The 16219-nt window shown below is 66.4% G+C and carries 19 protein-coding genes; 13 read left to right on the top strand and 6 right to left on the bottom strand.

Annotation, left to right across the window (positions count from 1 at the left end):
• Positions 1-76: 76 nt before the first annotated feature.
• Complete coding sequence (locus NA4_RS04465; protein ID WP_157128801.1) at positions 77-1246, top strand: MAB_1171c family putative transporter; 1170 nt, start codon at positions 77-79, stop codon at positions 1244-1246.
• 325 nt (positions 1247-1571) lie between these two features.
• On the opposite strand, the gene NA4_RS04460 is transcribed toward NA4_RS04465, so the two are convergent.
• The 3 genes from NA4_RS04460 to NA4_RS04450 all read right to left on the bottom strand — a co-directional run bounded on the left by NA4_RS04460 (position 1572) and on the right by NA4_RS04450 (position 3993).
• Complete coding sequence (locus NA4_RS04460) at positions 1572-2012, bottom strand: nuclear transport factor 2 family protein (RefSeq protein WP_067464229.1); 441 nt, start codon at positions 2010-2012, stop codon at positions 1572-1574.
• Between the two features lie 112 nt (positions 2013-2124).
• Complete coding sequence (locus tag NA4_RS04455) at positions 2125-2514, bottom strand: cupin domain-containing protein (protein WP_067464226.1); 390 nt, start codon at positions 2512-2514, stop codon at positions 2125-2127.
• 33 nt (positions 2515-2547) lie between these two features.
• A complete protein-coding gene (locus tag NA4_RS04450) occupies positions 2548-3993 on the bottom strand; it encodes an MFS transporter (RefSeq protein WP_067464223.1) in 1446 nt (481 codons plus the stop codon).
• Between the two features lie 69 nt (positions 3994-4062).
• On the opposite strand from NA4_RS04450, the gene NA4_RS04445 reads away from it, so the two are divergent.
• Positions 4063-4719: a TetR/AcrR family transcriptional regulator gene (locus tag NA4_RS04445; RefSeq protein ID WP_067464220.1), complete on the top strand. Its 657-nt coding sequence runs from the start codon at positions 4063-4065 to the stop codon at positions 4717-4719.
• 334 nt (positions 4720-5053) lie between these two features.
• Here NA4_RS04445 and NA4_RS04440 read toward each other — a convergent pair whose 3' ends face one another.
• Positions 5054-7102, bottom strand: a complete 2049-nt coding sequence (locus NA4_RS04440; RefSeq protein ID WP_245671107.1) for a M13 family metallopeptidase — start codon at positions 7100-7102, stop codon at positions 5054-5056.
• Between the two features lie 350 nt (positions 7103-7452).
• Between NA4_RS04440 and rplN the strand changes: the two genes are divergently transcribed.
• The 7 genes from rplN (at position 7453) to NA4_RS43585 (ending at position 11639) form a co-directional block, all read left to right on the top strand.
• Positions 7453-7821, top strand: coding sequence for a 50S ribosomal protein L14 (gene rplN, locus NA4_RS04435; protein WP_014349098.1), 369 nt, complete (start codon positions 7453-7455; stop codon positions 7819-7821).
• Position 7822: 1 nt separating this feature from the next.
• Complete coding sequence (gene rplX, locus NA4_RS04430) at positions 7823-8140, top strand: 50S ribosomal protein L24 (RefSeq protein WP_067464217.1); 318 nt, start codon at positions 7823-7825, stop codon at positions 8138-8140.
• A 1-nt stretch (position 8141) separates the two neighbouring features.
• Positions 8142-8705 (top strand): 50S ribosomal protein L5, encoded by a 564-nt coding sequence (gene rplE, locus NA4_RS04425; protein ID WP_039822453.1) that lies wholly within the window; start codon positions 8142-8144, stop codon positions 8703-8705.
• A gap of 4 nt (positions 8706-8709) precedes the next feature.
• The gene (locus NA4_RS04420) at positions 8710-8895 is read left to right on the top strand and encodes a type Z 30S ribosomal protein S14 (protein ID WP_014981705.1); all 186 of its coding nucleotides are present in this window, start codon (positions 8710-8712) and stop codon (positions 8893-8895) included.
• A 125-nt stretch (positions 8896-9020) separates the two neighbouring features.
• Positions 9021-9602: a Uma2 family endonuclease gene (locus tag NA4_RS04415; RefSeq protein WP_067464215.1), complete on the top strand. Its 582-nt coding sequence runs from the start codon at positions 9021-9023 to the stop codon at positions 9600-9602.
• 345 nt (positions 9603-9947) lie between these two features.
• Complete coding sequence (locus NA4_RS04410) at positions 9948-11501, top strand: acyl-CoA carboxylase subunit beta (RefSeq protein WP_067464349.1); 1554 nt, start codon at positions 9948-9950, stop codon at positions 11499-11501.
• 18 nt (positions 11502-11519) lie between these two features.
• On the top strand, positions 11520-11639 hold the full coding sequence (locus tag NA4_RS43585) for a hypothetical protein (protein WP_084496801.1): 120 nt from the start codon (positions 11520-11522) through the stop codon (positions 11637-11639).
• Between the two features lie 157 nt (positions 11640-11796).
• Here NA4_RS43585 and NA4_RS04405 read toward each other — a convergent pair whose 3' ends face one another.
• Positions 11797-12378 (bottom strand): helix-turn-helix domain-containing protein, encoded by a 582-nt coding sequence (locus NA4_RS04405; RefSeq protein WP_067464346.1) that lies wholly within the window; start codon positions 12376-12378, stop codon positions 11797-11799.
• A gap of 87 nt (positions 12379-12465) precedes the next feature.
• On the opposite strand from NA4_RS04405, the gene NA4_RS04400 reads away from it, so the two are divergent.
• From NA4_RS04400 to NA4_RS04390, 3 genes are read left to right on the top strand one after another with little or no spacing between them, the layout of a single operon-like run.
• Positions 12466-13092 carry an SAM-dependent methyltransferase gene (locus NA4_RS04400; protein ID WP_067464212.1) on the top strand — a complete coding sequence of 209 codons (627 nt, stop codon included), beginning with the start codon at positions 12466-12468 and terminating at the stop codon, positions 13090-13092.
• Positions 13093-13117: 25 nt separating this feature from the next.
• Positions 13118-13618 (top strand): DinB family protein, encoded by a 501-nt coding sequence (locus NA4_RS04395; RefSeq protein WP_067464209.1) that lies wholly within the window; start codon positions 13118-13120, stop codon positions 13616-13618.
• A 29-nt stretch (positions 13619-13647) separates the two neighbouring features.
• Positions 13648-14667, top strand: coding sequence for an alpha/beta fold hydrolase (locus NA4_RS04390; RefSeq protein ID WP_067464206.1), 1020 nt, complete (start codon positions 13648-13650; stop codon positions 14665-14667).
• A 30-nt stretch (positions 14668-14697) separates the two neighbouring features.
• On the opposite strand, the gene NA4_RS04385 is transcribed toward NA4_RS04390, so the two are convergent.
• A complete protein-coding gene (locus NA4_RS04385; protein WP_067464203.1) occupies positions 14698-15354 on the bottom strand; it encodes a TetR/AcrR family transcriptional regulator in 657 nt (218 codons plus the stop codon).
• Positions 15355-15494: 140 nt separating this feature from the next.
• Between NA4_RS04385 and NA4_RS04380 the strand changes: the two genes are divergently transcribed.
• Positions 15495-16148 (top strand): SRPBCC family protein, encoded by a 654-nt coding sequence (locus tag NA4_RS04380; RefSeq protein WP_084496799.1) that lies wholly within the window; start codon positions 15495-15497, stop codon positions 16146-16148.
• Positions 16149-16219 lie beyond the last annotated feature (71 nt).

Here is a 16219-nt window from a genome sequence, read left to right as displayed (position 1 = left end):
GCAGTCGGACCGATTGCGCTGAGCTCCTCGACGCTCGAGTTGGCCTGCCCCGCTCGACGACCTAGTGTCGACCGCGATGAGCACTGTCCCGACTTCGATCTTGGTGGTGGTTGGCCTCTGTCTCGCCTTGATGACGGTCGGCCGGTGGCGTTTCGTCAGCGATACGATCGCCGATCGACTGATCAATCGAATATGGAGCTGGATGCTGGTCGCGATCCTGTCGTACGAGGTCGCGTCGGCATTGCAGCACCCCGACCTCGCGCGGCGCCTGTTCCTCGGTGTCGGTCTGATGGCCACCGCCAGCTTTTACGGGCTCGCCCGGCTCGTCGGCGGCGCCGATGCCGAGGCTGCCTACCGGAGTCAGCGCCGATACGATTCGGCGTTCGCCGCCGTCGCTGTTTCCGTAGTACTTGGCACACCGATTGTGCATGGCGCGTTGCGGTTCGACTATGCGGAAGTCGTCTGGACGCTGTCGACGCTTCCGGCGATCTATGGCGGTCTTGTCATCGGCCGGGCCTGCATCCGCGAACTGCGCGTCGCGGGCACCTCGAGCAGTGTGCGGCTCACTTATGCTGTGTTACTGGCGTTCTCGGTCTACTGGTCGGTCAGCTCGGTGATCATGATCGTCCGCTCGCTCGCCGGTACGCCGCCGAGCGAGCCGGGAAAGGGCTGGGCTGTCCTTGCCTTCCTCATGCTTCTGGCGATAACCCTCTTCACCGCGATCCCGCTGGTCGTGGTGCTGCTCGCCCGGGCGGGATGGGATCGGACGGGGCGCACCTGCCGCCGCCTGCGACCGTTGTGGCACGACCTGACCGCCACGGTGCCGGAAGTCGTCCTGCTACACGATCATTCGGCTCCGCCGGAGTCCGCTGCCCGGCTGTATCGAATGACCGTAGAGATCTGGGATGCGCTACTGCACCTGAAGCCGTACCTACCGGAATCACCTGAGCACATCACTCCTGCCGAGATTGACAACGACGTGCGCGGCGACGCACTCCGGCTGGCGCGCGCCGTGCGATCGAAGCACGCCGGCGGCGCACCGGCCGTCAACCCGGTCACGCGCAGTGCGGCACCATCCGAGCCCCGCGATCGAGCCGCAGAACTGCGGTATCTTCTCGAACTCGCCCGTGAATGGTCGAAAGTTACTGGGGAACAGAGTGCCAATGTCCAGCCGAGTTCCCACTATCCCAACCGCGTGTTCGGCTCAGCCATCCGTCACCTCCGGCCCGCAGGACCTCTTCGATAAACGGATTCCTGTGCCCGGTGGATTCCTCTTGGGGCGTGCCGGTGCCCGCGAGCTGCACGTCGCAGGTTTCTCGATCAAAGAAAGGCTGACCTACGCGGCATTACTGGCGTTTTCGATCTGCTGGTCAGCTTCGTTTGTGAGCAGTCCGACGTGCGCGGCTACGCGCGGCAGTTTCCGCAAGCCGTGCGCGAAGCATGAAGGCAAAACACCGGCAGCTACCTGCGCTGGTCGGGGCTCGGTGCACGAGTTCCGAGATCGCGCGGCGGAGCTGCGGTATCTGTTCGAACTTGCCCATGAATGGCCGAAAGCGATTGCGGCCTTGGGGCTATGAGTCCGACACTCCACATGCTGCCGCAATTGCCGCGGTGTCCCAGTAGAACGGATAAACCTCAGCGATTCGGCCGTCGGCGAAGATGATCGTCTGAAGGATCGCGAAGTAGAGTTCCCGGCCGGTCGCACGGGCCCGCGCGTGCACTTCGGTATGCACCACCATGGCATCGCCGGTCGTCAGGAATCGTTGATCGAGCAGGTCGAACTTCGCCCAGGTATCGCTCATCGCGAGGAAGAAGCGCTCCATGCCTTCGTGACCGCGCCAGGTCCCGCCGTACGGCAGGCTCTCGGCCTGATAGAGCACCACGGTAGGGGAGAAGAACGGGGCGAGCAGGTCGAACGAGGCGGCACCTGGGCCGCCTGCGGCCAGGTATTCCGCCTCGGCCGCATACATTCCGGTCAGCACGTCCATCGGGTCGCTGGTAGTCCGCGTCATGTGGCCAGTCTCGCGATCGGCCTATCGCGGAACTGGCGGTTATCGGACGTTGCGCTGCGCAGTCCGATTCCCGCCCACGTAGCGACGGTGTGCGGGAACCGGTGTGCGCGGGTCAGCCGGCTGCTACGGACTCCTGGCGGGTGCCGTGGCGCTGGCCGATCGACATGATGTCGGAGGGTTCGTCGAGTTCGATGCGGTGCCAGCGGTTCCGGGGAACGACGAAGGCGGTGCCCGCGGTGAGGCGGACCATCGACTCGGCGTCGCCCGGTTGCTCCGGTCGCAAATAGAGCCGCAGCGCGCCGGTCAAGCAGCACACTGCCTCGTCGCCCGCGGGGTGCACTTCCCAGTGACCGGCGTGCACGTCAGTGTTGGTTTCGACGTGGAAGGTGGCGAGCTGCCAGTCGCCGTCGCCGCTGCTCATCCGCCGTTGCGCGGCTCGCACGTCGCCGGTCGCCTGGAAGTGCAGGCCGAGGTCGAACAGGTCGATCGGTGTGGAGGTCATCGGGTTTCCTTTCGGTTGCGGGGAGAAAGCTGTTCAACGGCGTGCTGGGGAAAGTTCTGTCGAGATCGGTTCTTCCGCCAGCGGCTGTGCTGGATAGCGGCGCGCCGACGGAAGGACGAACGCGGCGACCGCGCAGGCGATCGCGAAAAGTGCTGTGGCACAGCCGAGTCCGAGGGCATATCCCTCGTTGAGGGCGACGAGCCCGGTGTTGTCGCCGGTCCGCGCGGCCGCGATGGTGGCGAGCGAGGCCACGCCGACGCACCCGCCGAGCTGGCGGGCGCTGTTGAACACGCCGGAGGCCATCCCCGCTTCGCCCGGGGTGACGCCCGTGGTCGCTGCCGCTGCCACCGGGGCAAGGCATAGTCCGAGTCCGAAGCCGCCGAGCAGGGACGGGCCGAGGACGTCGGCGAGGAAGCTGCCGCTGGAACTGATCAAGGCGAACCAGCCGATGCCGACCGTGGTGAGCAGTCCGCCGGTGACGAGTGCTGCTTTGGGTGAGCGTCGGCCGCCGAGACGGGTCGCGACCACCGTCCCGGCGATCACGCTGAGCGAGAACGGAACGAAAGCGGCACCCGCCGCGCCCGCGCTCATGCCCAAGACCTGCTGCAAATAGAGCGACAGCAGGTAGAACGCGCTGAATTGACCGGCGCCCGCGAGGAATACGAAGAGGTTCGCGCCCGCCACCCATGGGTTGCGGAACAGCCCGAGCCGCACCAGCGGTGCCGCCGCCCGCGCCTCCACCATGAGAAATGCGGCGAGCAGCAGCGCGCCCGCGCCGATGGTGACTCCGGTCGCGGTGGACAGCCAACCGTAGTGATCGGTTCGCACCACGCCGACCACCACCAAACCGATTCCGCCGGTGCCGAGTACCGCGCCGGGCACATCGATCTGCCCGCCCGCGCCGGGCCGGTCGGCGGTCACACCCGCTACTGCCGCGCCCAGCGCGATCACCACGATCGGGACGTTGATCAGCATCACCGAACGCCAGCTCGCGTACTCGGTCAGCAGTCCGCCGAGCAGCACTCCCATCGCGCCACCCGCCGCGTTGACCGCGCTCCACACACCGAGCGCTCGCACTCGTGCGGGCCCCTCGGAAAAGGTCGTGGTCAACGTCGCCAACGCGGCGGGAGCGACGGCCGCCGCGGCGAGCCCCTGGATCCCTCGCGCGGTGACGAGGTGCCATGGCGCCTGCGCGAAACCGCCCGCCAGCGAGGCCATGCCGAACGCGACGAGCCCGCCGACGAACAACCTGCGCCGCCCGAACAGGTCGCACGCCTTTCCGCCGAGCAGCAGGAATCCGCCGAAGGTCAGCGCATAGCTGTGCACCACCCACGCCAGATCGACCTGTGCGAAGCCCAGATCGGTCCGGATCGCGGGGAGCGCGACATTCACCACCGCAAGGTCGAGCGCGACCATGAACTGCGCCACGGCCACCGCGGTCAAGGCGACGCCCGGCCGCCCTCTGGAGTTTTTATACATGTATAAAAATTAACCGCATTGGTTGCCCCATGTCCACACCCATGCGGCTCGATGCGTGATGATGGAGCCATGCCGAGCCCGTCGTCGCAGCCCCAACGCACCGGCCGACCTGCGCGAATCTCCCGCACGGAGATCGTCGCGGCGGCCAACGCCGTGATCGACGCCGACGGTGTGGAGAAGCTGACCATGCGCCGTCTGGCCGCGGAACTCGGTTGCACGCCGATGGCGCTGTACCACCACGTCCGGGACAAGGAAGACCTGCTCCGGCTGCTACTCAACGATTACGCGGACCAAGTGGTCTGGCCGGATCTGCCGGAAGACCCGAAGGAGCGCATCCGCATCGCGGCGCTAGCCATGCACGACGTGCTCGCCGCACGCCCGTGGATCGTCGAAGTCCTCGCCGCCGACGACCTTTTCGGCGTCTCCGCGCTGTGGGTCAGCGAATCCGTCATCGACGGCTTCGTGGCCTGCGGCCTCCCGCTGGACCGTGCCGTTCAGGCATATCGCACCATCTGGCACTACACAGCGGGCGACCTGATCGTGCGCGCGAAATCCATTCGCCGCGCCGCCGAGAACCGCCCCACCTTCCGCGCCCAGGTCTTTGCCGACCTGGACGCCGAAATCTACCCCCGCCTGGCCACCCTCGGCCCCGACTACCTCACCCTCGCCGCCGGGAACACCTACGAACTCGGTCTCCGCGCCCTGATCACCGGCCTGCTTTCGTGACGGGAGTCGAATGGTGGCTCGTGCGGCCGCTCGAACCACCTTTTCCTTGCGCTCGCTGAGGAATCCACACCCGGCCGGATATCCACAGGGCGGCGTAGGTGCTGGTGGGGTGCGCTGGTTGGAGCGCGAGGCGAAGCAGGCTGAATGCGTGCGACCCCGGCTTGGAGCAGTTGCGGGACAAACAGTCCGGCGTGTTCACCGCGCGACAGGTGCTTGCAAGTACACCCGCGCCGAGACACGCGCTCACGGTGCCCATCCGGTGCGCGATTGATCGAGCGCAGTGAAATGGTGGCCGTCAGGCTCGCCCGAGCCGCCATTTCACTCCGCTCGGCGATCAGAACGTGACGCGCTGGTCGGCGGGCAGGAAGAGTTTGTCGCCTTCTTTCAGCTCGAAGGTCTTGTAGAACTCCTCCAGGTTGCGCACGACCTGGTTGCACCGGAATTCGGCGGGGGAGTGGGTGTCGCCGGCGAGCAAGCGGACGGTCAGTTCCTCCGTCTGCTTTTCCCGCCAACTGCGGGCCCAGGACAGGAACATGGTGCGGTAATCAGGGTTGTCGATGCCGCGCCTCTTCTCCGCGATGCGGAATGCGGCCAGCGTGATCTGCAGTCCGCGGAGATCGGCGAGGTTCTCCCCGACGGTGAGCTCCCCGTTGACGTGCTGGTTCGGCTCGAGGCCCTCCGGGACCAGCACGTTGTACTGCTCGACCAGCTGCTTGGCTTTGGCATCGAACGCCGCTCGATCCTCGGGGGTCCACCAGTCGCGGCGGTTGCCGTCACCGTCGTACTTGGAGCCCTGGTCGTCGAAGCCGTGGCCGATCTCGTGACCGATGGTCGAGCCGACCGCGCCGAAGTTGACCGCGGGCAGCGCGTCCTTGTCGAAGAACGGCGGCTGGAGGTAGGCGGCCGGGAAGACGATCTGGTTGGAGGTCGCCGAGTAGTAGGCGTTCACCGTCTGCGGCGACATGCCCCATTCGGTCTTGTCGACCGGGGTGCCCAGGCGCGCGAAGGCACGCTTGACCTCGAATTCATTGATGGCGAGCAAGGATTCGATCAGCTTGCCCCTGGTGACCTGCAGCTTGGAGTAGTCGATCCACTTGTCCGGGTAACCGATCTTGGGGTCGATCTTGTCCAGTTTGGCCAGCGACGCCGTCCTGGTCGCGGGCGACATCCAGGTGGAGTTGGTGAAGTTCTCCCGGTAAGCCGCGATGACGTCGGCGAGCATTTCCTTGGCGCGGTCTTTGGCCTCCGGTGGAAAGTGCTTGTCCACGTACAGTTTGCCGAGCTGTTCGCCGAGCCGCTCGTCGACGATGCCGACCCCGTACTTCCAGCGTTCCGGGCGCTCGTCCTGACCGTTGAGCACCCTGCCCCGGAAATCGAAATTCGCGTCGTTGATGGCTTTGGGCAGGTATGGCGCGAATTCCCGCAGCACGTAGAGCTTGAGATAGTCCCGCCAGGTGGCGATATCGACCTCGGTCCACAGCTGACCCGCCGCCGTGAGGTAGGACGGCTGGTTGACGACGATCGACGCGAACAGCTCGCGCGGGCGGTCGGTGTTCCCCGCCAGCCACGGGTCCCAGTCGAATCCCGGCGCGAGTGCGGTCATATCGGCCCAGCTGTACAGGTTGTACGTCGCGTCGGTGTCGCGGTTGCGCACGTTGTCCCAGTGCGCGGGCGCGATGCGCTTCTCCAGGTCGAACACGCGCTGTGCGATACCGGCCGGATCGGCGAACCCGGCGCCCGCCGCGATGCGCTCGAGGAAGACCCGATACTGCGCGAGCACCTCGGCGTACTCGGGCTTCCGGTAGTACTGCTCACCGAGTCCGAGACCGGACTGGCCGACCGAAGGAATGTAGGCGTCGGAGTTCTTCCGGTCGACGCCGATGCCAAGGCCGATCAGCCCGCCGATCGGCAGCTCGGCCATCACCTTCGCCAGGTCCGCCTTGGTCGCGGCGCCATCGATCTTGGCGAACAGCCCCGCGAGCGGAGTCATGCCGAGCCGTTCGATCTCGTCCCAGTCCAGGCGCGCGTCGTACAGGTCCTTGATCTGCTGGGCTTCCGAGCCGGGTTTCGGGTCCTGGATGCCCTCGATGATCTCCCGCAACTGCTGCTGGGTGCGCTCGGCGGCCTCGCTCGTCGAACCGAAGGCGACTTTGTCCGGCGGCAGCTGGTACTCCCGCAGCCACTTGCCGTTGACGTGCCGGTACAGGTCGTCCTGCGGCCGGATCGTCTCGTCCGCCCCGCTCATGTCGACACCGGTGAGCGTCCGGCTCGCCGGCTCGGCTTCGTTCGAGCAGGCGACCAGCGCGGCGGCGGCAGGGACCGCCCCGAGCGCGATCAGGAACGCACGACGGTCCAGCTTGCCTGGACGACCGGTTGATGTCACGAGAGTCCTCTCCCCGACGCGGCGTTGCCGCAGATGTACGTGAAGGCTGCTTGCAGGACACCGAGGCTACCGGCGTGGGGCCGGTACAGCCCGGAAACGTGGCCCCGGTAGGTCCGCCGCACGTCGGCGACCGCCCCGATTTGGGAACGACCTGCGGATTCCCATACACTAGACCGGTTGCCTGCGGGAGCTATGCCCGCAATCCGGCAGTGAACCCCCAGTGGTTGGTTCCGCGTTATCGCTCAGATCGAGGAAAACCGCTGGCAGGCGCGCGTCCGGAGGGCAACCGACCATGCCCGTCGGGTCGGCAATCCGGCGTGCTAAACGTCCAGGTCAAGGAGGACGCTGAAGTGATTCAGCAGGAGTCGCGACTGCGCGTCGCCGACAACACGGGTGCGAAGGAGATTCTCTGCATCCGCGTTCTCGGTGGTTCGTCGCGTCGCTATGCCGGTATCGGCGATGTCATCGTCGCTACCGTGAAGGACGCCATCCCCGGCGGCAACGTGAAGCGGGGTGACGTCGTCAAGGCCGTCGTCGTGCGCACCACCAAGGAGCGCCGCCGTCCGGACGGTTCCTACATCCGCTTCGACGAGAACGCGGCCGTGCTCATCAAGGCGGACAACGACCCGCGCGGCACCCGCATCTTCGGCCCGGTCGGCCGCGAGCTGCGCGACAAGAAGTTCATGAAGATCGTTTCGCTGGCCCCGGAGGTGCTCTGACATGAAGGTGCACAAGGGCGACACCGTGCTCGTCATCTCGGGCAAGGACAAGGGTGCCAAGGGCAAGGTCATCCAGGCCTACCCGAAGGAGAACCGGGTTCTCGTCGAGGGCGTGAACCGGATCAAGAAGCACGTCGCGAACTCCGCCACCCAGCGCGGCGCCTCCTCGGGCGGCATCGTGACCCAGGAAGCCCCCATCCACGTGTCGAACGTGATGGTCGTCGACTCCGACGGCAAGCCGACCCGGATCGGCTACCGGACCGACGAGGAGAGCGGCAAGCGGGTCCGGATCTCCCGTAAGAACGGGAAGGACATCTGACATGACCACCACGGAAAAGGTGCAGCCCCGGCTGAAGCAGCGCTACCGCGAGGAAATCAAGGACGCGCTGAACAACGAGTTCAACTACGCCAACGTGATGCAGATCCCGGGCGTGGTGAAGGTCGTCGTGAACATGGGTGTCGGTGACGCCGCTCGCGACGCCAAGCTGATCAACGGTGCCGTCGAGGACCTGGCCCTGATCACCGGCCAGAAGCCGCAGATCCGCAAGGCGACCAAGTCCATCGCGCAGTTCAAGCTGCGTGAGGGCATGCCGATCGGCGCCAAGGTCACCCTGCGTGGCGACCGGATGTGGGAGTTCCTCGACCGCCTGGTCTCCATCGCGCTTCCGCGTATCCGCGACTTCCGCGGCCTGTCGCCGAAGCAGTTCGACGGCAACGGCAACTACACGTTCGGCCTCAGCGAGCAGTCGATGTTCCATGAGATCGACGTGGACAAGATCGACCGCCCGCGCGGCATGGACATCACCGTGGTGACCACCGCGACCAACAACGAAGAAGGCCGTGCCCTGCTCAAGCACCTCGGCTTCCCGTTCAAGGAGAACTGAGCACATGGCAAAGAAAGCACTGGTCAACAAGGCCAACGCCAAGCCGAAGTTCGCGGTCCGCGCCTACACCCGCTGCCAGCGGTGCGGCCGCCCGCACGCGGTCTACCGCAAGTTCGGCCTCTGCCGCGTGTGCCTGCGCGAAATGGCGCACCGGGGCGAGCTGCCGGGCGTGCACAAGAGCTCCTGGTGAGCCGGACGCTCTTCTGAGCGTCCCCAACTGAACACCTGAACGAGGGCACGGACTCCAGTCGAGTCCGTGCCCTCGTTCGCATTCACGATGACTGCTCGCAACGGCGGTCTAGGTAGGCTTCGGTCATGACGATCCAGGCATCGGACCACTTGCCGCACGAGATGACCGAGGAGCAGTACCGTCAGCTGCCCGAGGGTGTCGCGCGCGAGATCGAGGTTGTGCACGGGCATGTGATCGTCTGTGAATCGCCGGTGCCCGAGCACAATCGCGTGGCACGCCGCTTGGCCGGCTCCATGGAGGACTTGCCGAGCACTGAGCCGTGCATTCGAGTCGAGACCGATATGGATGTGGTCCTTTGGCGGATACCGAAGTTCACTTTTCGGAGACCGGATGTGACGGTGTATCGCTGCCTGCCCGAGCGTGGAGCGAAGCCGGAGGCCGGCGACGCGCTGATCGTCGTGGCGGTGTCTTCGCCGTCCACCGCCGCAGAAGACTTGCTGGACAAAAAGGTTCAGTACGCTCGAGCAGGTATTCCGCTCTACCTGGTTGTCGTCCTCGACACGAAGTTCGACATCGAGGAGGTGCGGGAATTCCGGCTCGACGCCCACGCCGCCGAATATCGCCTGCATCGGCTGCACCGCGACGGATTCCTTCGCTTAGAGCATGTAGTACTCGGCGATATCAGCTTCGCCGACTTGGTCCGCTAGCCGCTGGCTCGGGTCGCCGGCTCGACCGGCGGACTCGAACCGGTCGAGCGTTGATCCATCTGGTACTGCGCCGCCGCGGTGTAGCTGAACGCGTCGTCGCGCCGGTGTCACTGACCCTCGCCACGTCGAGCGACAGCTACATCGACGGTCTGACTCGCTTCCGGCCCTGGAACGGCGTCTTGCCTGTCCTTCCTTCCTCTGACTGTGTTCGGACTCTTGGGGATGCCATGCGCGGCCGGCCTCAGCTGTGATTTGTCCCGGATATCCGGTTCAATGACACGTTCTGTGTCGATACCGCTTAACGTCGCGGAGGCACAACAGTTGGTTCGGAAGGTGGCGGCGAGCGTGACAGGTACCGAGGCGAAGCTTGATGAACTGGTCAAGATCCTGACGATCGCTGCCGAACCGGCGGGTGAGGCCGGTGCCGCCAAGCGGGAGAAGAAGGGCATTCCGAGCGTTCGCCAGCGTGTGGACATGCTGCTCGACCGTGGGACGTTCATCGAGACCGGTGCGTTGGCTCGTCAGCCCGGCCAACCGGATGCTCTCTACGGTGACGGTCTGGTCACCGGTCGCGGTCTGATCGGGGGCCGTCCGGTGGTGGTGATCGCCCACGATCAGACCGTGTACGGCGGGTCGGTCGGTATCACATCCGCCCGCAAGTTCATGCGGGCGCTGCAACTCGCGTTCGACAACGCATGCCCGGTGGTGACGATCAATGATTCCGGCGGTGCGCGTATCCAGGACGCGGTGGGTTCGATCGCTTCGTTCGGTGATATTTCCCGGGTCTTGGAGAAACTGTCCGGGTATGTGCCACAGGTGTCGATCATTCTCGGCAAATGCGCAGCGGGTTCGGTGTACGGGCCGATCAACACCGACGTGCTCATCGGCACCAGGGATTCCTACATGTTCGTCACCGGGCCGGAGGTGATCAAAGCCGTCAACGGTGAGGACGTCACCGCCGAGGAGCTCGGTGGCGCCGAGGTACAGGCCGAACGCGGCACCCTGCATCACGTGGCCGACACCGAGCAGGAAGCCTACGAGTGGGCGCGCAACTACCTGAGCTACATGCCGACGAGCTGTCTCGAGCAGCCGCCGATTGTGAACCCCGGCCTGGAGCCGGAGATCACTGCTGCCGATCGGGAGCTCGACACGATCATTCCGGATTCCGATCGCGCCGGTTACGACATGCATGAGATCCTGCTGCGGATCTTCGACGACGGTGAATTTCACGAAATCCGTGCCGCGTTCGCCCCGAATCTGATCACCGGATTCGCCAGGGTCGACGGCTATCCGGTCGGTGTGATCGCCAACCAGCCGCTGGTGCTGGGTGGTTCCATCGACGCCGCCTGCTCGGACAAGTCGACCTACTTCATCCGGCTCTGCGACGCGTTCAATATCCCGCTGGTGTTCGTCGCGGACACCCCGGGCGTGCTGCCGGGCCTCGAGCAGGAAGCCAACGGTGTGATCATCCGCGGCGGGCGGGTCCCGCGTGCGATCATCGAGGCGACGGTCCCGATCATCAACCTGGTCGTGCGCAAGTCTTACGGTGGCGCCTACGGCATGATGGCGGCCCGACAGGTGGGTGCCGATATCAGTTTCGCCTGGCCGACGGCCCGGATCGCGGTGATCGGCGCCGACAGCGCGGTCGACCTCATCGGCAAGCGGCAATTGGCGGCGGTGCCGGAGGAGCATCGGGCAGCGGCGCGCGAGTTCATGATCAACCAGTACAACGAGACGATCGCCACCCCGTGGATCGCCGCCGAACGCGGCTACATCGACGCGGTCATCGAACCGGCGCGCACCCGTCTGGAGATCCGGAACGCGCTGCGCCTGTTGCGGGACAAGCCGCCCGTCAAGCCGGAGTTCAACCCGCGCAAGCACCCGGTGTACCCGATGTGATCTTCCCGTTGACTCCGGATGGCGGTGGTCACCACGCCGACCGCCGCGCAGACACGTAACCGACGACGGAGGCCGCTGTGCCTGCGCGAAATGGCGCACCGCGGCGAGCTGCCGGGCGTGCATAGGAGCTCCTGGTGAGCTCGCGCTCCTGGTGAGCGTCTTCCAGCACTGAACCCGAACGAGGGCACGGACTCCACCCGAGTCCGTGCCCTTGTTCGCATTCACGGTCGTGCGACGCCAACGCCGCCGAGTATCGCCTGCATCGGCTGCACCGCGACGAATTACTCCGGCATTTTCACCGATTCGGGTCGGCGCGGATGTGGGCACGCACCCCTTGCAAGCCGAACAAGATGAGTAGCTCGACTACGCCGCCGTCGGCGCTGCCGAGCCAGTGCGGCTCGGACGTGTCGAATTCGGCGGCCTCGCCCGGCGGCAAGGTCAGGTCGCGCTCGCCGAGCACCAGCCGCAGGCGACCGTTGAGCACGTACAGCCATTCGTAGCCGTCGTGGGTCTGCGGTGATGGCTCCACCGGTTCGGGTCGTGCGGGGATGATCATCTTGAACGCCTGCACCCCGCCCGGCCGCCGGGACAGCGGTACGAAGACCATCCCGAACCGGCGGATCGGCTTCAGGTGGATTCGGGGGTCGCCGGTGCGCGGAGCGCCGACGAGGTCGTCCAGCGGGACGTCGTAGGTGCGAGCGAGCGGCAGCAGCAACTCCAGAGTCGCCCGGCGCTGCCCGCTCTCCAGGCGGGACAGGGTGCTCTCCGACACCCCGGTCCGCGTCGCGAGGTCGGCGAGGGTGATGCCACGACCGCGCCGGAGCGCGCGCAGCCGCGGCCCCACCGCGTCGAGCACGTCAGTTGTTTCGGGGTCCACGAGAGCATCTTGCCGGAACCGCAAGATTGCGTGCCACATCGTGCTGCGTCGGGAAAGACTGAGCGTGTCCCGACCGAAGGAGCCTCGATGAACACCACCGATGCGGTCACGTTCTGGGACGGCGTCTACGCCGCCCGCACACCGGCCATTGACCCGCAACCGAATTACCGTCTCGCCGAAACGGTTTCGAGCCTATCGCCGGGAGTCGCGTTGGACCTCGGATGTGGAGACGGCGGCGACGCGCTGTGGCTCGCCCGCCGGGGCTGGCACGTCACCGCCATCGACATCTCAGCCGTGGCGGTCGCGCGGCTCGCCGACCTCGCCCGCACGCACGGCCTGGCCGACCGCGTCGTCGCGGAGCGGCACGATCTGCGCGAGTCCTTCCCACAGGACCGGTTCGACCTGATCTCCGCCCACTACCTGCACACCCCGTTCGACCTGGACAGGGCCACCGTCCTGCGCCTGGCCGCGCACGCTTTGCGTCCGGGCGGCCGACTGCTGGTCGTCGACCACGGCTCGACCGCGCCATGGTCGTGGAATCAGGATCACGGCCACCGGTACCCGAGCCCGCAGGAGGTCGCCGCGGGTATCGCTCTGGATCCGGCGGCGTGGACGGTCGAGCGGGCCGACGCTCCCCGGCGGATCGCGACGGGACCGGACGCGCGCACCGCCGAGGTCACCGACCATGTCCTGCTCATCCGCCGCACCGCCTGATGCGCCTCCGACGAAGGAGACCACCGTGCCTGCCATCTCGCGCCGCAAGCGCTGGGACGACACCCCGCCGCCCCGAACCGGAAGCAGTGAGACCAAGACCCTGCGCGCATTCCTCGACTACCTCCGGGCCTCGATTGCCGCGAAGGTCGACGGCGCACCCGAACCGCAGGTGCGAACGGCCGCGGTGCCGTCGGGCACGAACCTGCTCGGGCTGCTCGAGCACCTGACCTTCGTCGAGCGCTCGATCTTCCTCGGGGACACTGTGACCGATTGGCAGGCGACTTTCCTGGCGTCGCCTGCGGACAGCGTGGCCGATGTCGTCGCGCGCTACCGAGCCACGGTCGAGCGCGCGAACGACATTCTCGACGGGTGCACCGATCTCGGCGCACCCCTCCCGCGGTCGCGGCCGGGGCGCCCCGCTCCCAGCGTCCGCTGGGCGCTTACCCACATGATCGAGGAGACCGGCCGCCACGCGGGCCACGCGGACATCCTCCGCGAACTCATCGACGGCACGACCGGGCGCTGACCCGATCACCCTCTCCAAGACAGGAACACATGATCACCGCGACCCGGCCGCACGGCCTCCTCCGATCCGCACGCGCGATGGCTACCGTCGCGCTCACCCTCCTGATCACGATGGGCGCCGCGGCCTGCTCCACGACCACCCCCGACGTCGCTCCCTATGCCGCTGCGACCCAGGGCGACCCCGCGTTCGAGAACACTTTCCGGCACGAGTTCGCCGACATCTCCGGCGTTCGCATGCATTACGTGACCGGCGGCAGCGGAACGCCGGTAGTGCTGATCCATGGTTGGCCGCAGACCTGGTACGGCTGGTGGCCGATCATGCCCGCACTCGCCGAACATCACACCGTCTACGCCGTCGATCTTCCCGGGCTGGGGGACAGCACGGGCACACCGACCGGATACGACAAGGCCACCCTGGCGCGGTACGTGCACACCTTGATCGCCGACCGGCTGGGAGTCCGCGACGCCCGCGTCGTCGGGCACGATTTCGGCGCCGCGGTAGCCTTCCAGTACGCCAGCCAATTTCCCGGTGACACCGCACGTCTCGGCTACCTCGACCTGCCGCTGCCCGGGCCCGCCATCGACGCGTCCACGTACCGCTCATTGAGCTGGCACATCGCCTTCCACGCCCAGAGACGTGTCGCCGAGGAGGTCGTCAGCGACGACGTGCGGGAATACCTGGCGCTGTTCTACCCTCAAGTCTCCTTCGGTGGCACGGCGTTCGGCGGCACCTCTGATCGGTCCCCGTTCAGCGACGCCGAAATCGACGAGTACGCACGGACTTACCGTCGCCTTCCGGTCCTGTCGGCTGGCTTCGAGCTCTACCGCGCTCTCGACAAAGACGTCCGCGACACCGTGGCAGCCACACCGATATCGGTCCCGACTCTGCTGATGACCGCCCAGGGGCAACTCGACGCGGTCCGAGCCACGGTAGCCCCCCGCATGACCGACATTGTGCGCGCTGTCGACGTGCCGAACGCGGGGCACTGGCTCGTCGAAGAGAACCCCCGATTCGTCACCACCGAGCTCTTGCGGTTCCTGGACGAATGACCGCCGGCGGGCATCTGTTGAACCGCGTCGTCATACTTGCGGCGCGTCCACCAGGGAATTCAACTCGTCGGCGAACAGCAGGGCGGGGTCGAACCCCATGCCGCTGAAGTGACCGGCGAGTTCGAGTGAGAGCACGCCGTGCATGCGGGTCCAGAAGGACACGGCGCGGTGGAGGGTGGCGACCGGCACCGAGTCGCCGTCGCCCGATCGGTGATGGTGCTCGAGATCGGCGTCGAACGGTGTCGCCGACTTGCCGGAGGGCAGCGCGGAGAAGGCCTCGATCAGCATCGTCATGATTTCGTCGGAGATTTCCGTGGTGTCGTCGGGCGCGTGGTAGCCGGGGACGGGTGTGCCGTAGATGAGGAAGTACCGCTGCGGATGTGCCAAGGCCCATTCCCGAATGGCGTAGGCGAGTCCGGCCACATCGGCACCGGAGTCGCGCGCTGCCCGGAGGGTGTCGGCGAGACTTCGGTAGGCGTCACGAATGAGTGCGGTGATCAACTCGTCGCGGCTGGCGAAGTACCGGTACAGGGCGGGCCCGCTCATGCCGACCTGCTTGGCGATCGCGTTGAGCGACAGCGCGGACGCACCCGCCGTGGCGATCTGCTGCCAGGCGCACTCCTTGATCTCGGCGCGCATCTGTACCCGATAGCGCTCACGCGGGCTCTTCGCATCTGTGTCCGTCATGGACAACTCCTTTCCCGGCTGCGCGTCACCGAACTGGTTAGAGGTTATCACTTTTGCTCTTGACTCTCACCAAGGTTGGTTATAGCTTCTAACTTACAAAAGAGGTGATAACCAATCGCCCGTCAACGAGGAGTAGGACCATGATCGACACTCGCCCCTCCAGAACCCCCAAGGCTCGACTCACCTCCGGCATCGCCCGTCGCTCCGGGCATGCCCTGCTCGCGCTCACCGCCGGAATCCTGTGCGCCACCGCGACTCCCGCGCTCGCCGACGGCCCCACAGCGGACCCGGCACCGCTGACCTGCGAGGGGAAGGGCATCGATCCCGCCGCGCCGATCCACTACCGGACCGAGGCCCTGATCAAGGCGCCGCTGGAAACCATCTGGCACCTGCAGACCGATGTGGAACGCTGGCCGACCTGGCAGAAGCCGGTCACCAGCATGGAGCGCTTGGACTCGGGGCCACTACAGCCGGGCTCGCAGTTCCGATGGACCACGCCCGCTCCCGCCACCGCCACCACTCCCGCGACCACCCTGACCATCACCTCCACCGTCCAGCAAATACAACCCGGCCGGTGCATCCGCTGGACCGGCCCGGCGACCGGCGACGGGCTGAGCATCGATGGCGGCACTCACGTCTGGACCTTCACCCCCGTCGACGACGGCGTCCTCGTACGCACCGAGGAGAACTGGAACGGAGCCCAAGTCGAAGCAGATGTACCGACCTCCACCCATTTCCTCGGCGCAGGACTCGAAGCCTGGCTGGCCAACCTGCGGGCAGCCGCCGAACGCTAGGACAACACCATGTCGCCCAGCACATCTCGTCTCGCCGCGCGGATCGCGCCGAACTCGAACCGCGGCTCCGC

It is taken from the genome of Nocardia amamiensis NBRC 102102 (genome assembly GCF_001612745.1).
In the GTDB taxonomy this organism is placed as follows: Bacteria; Actinomycetota; Actinomycetes; order Mycobacteriales; family Mycobacteriaceae; genus Nocardia; species Nocardia amamiensis.
This window is presented reverse-complemented; position numbering and strand designations above follow the sequence as displayed.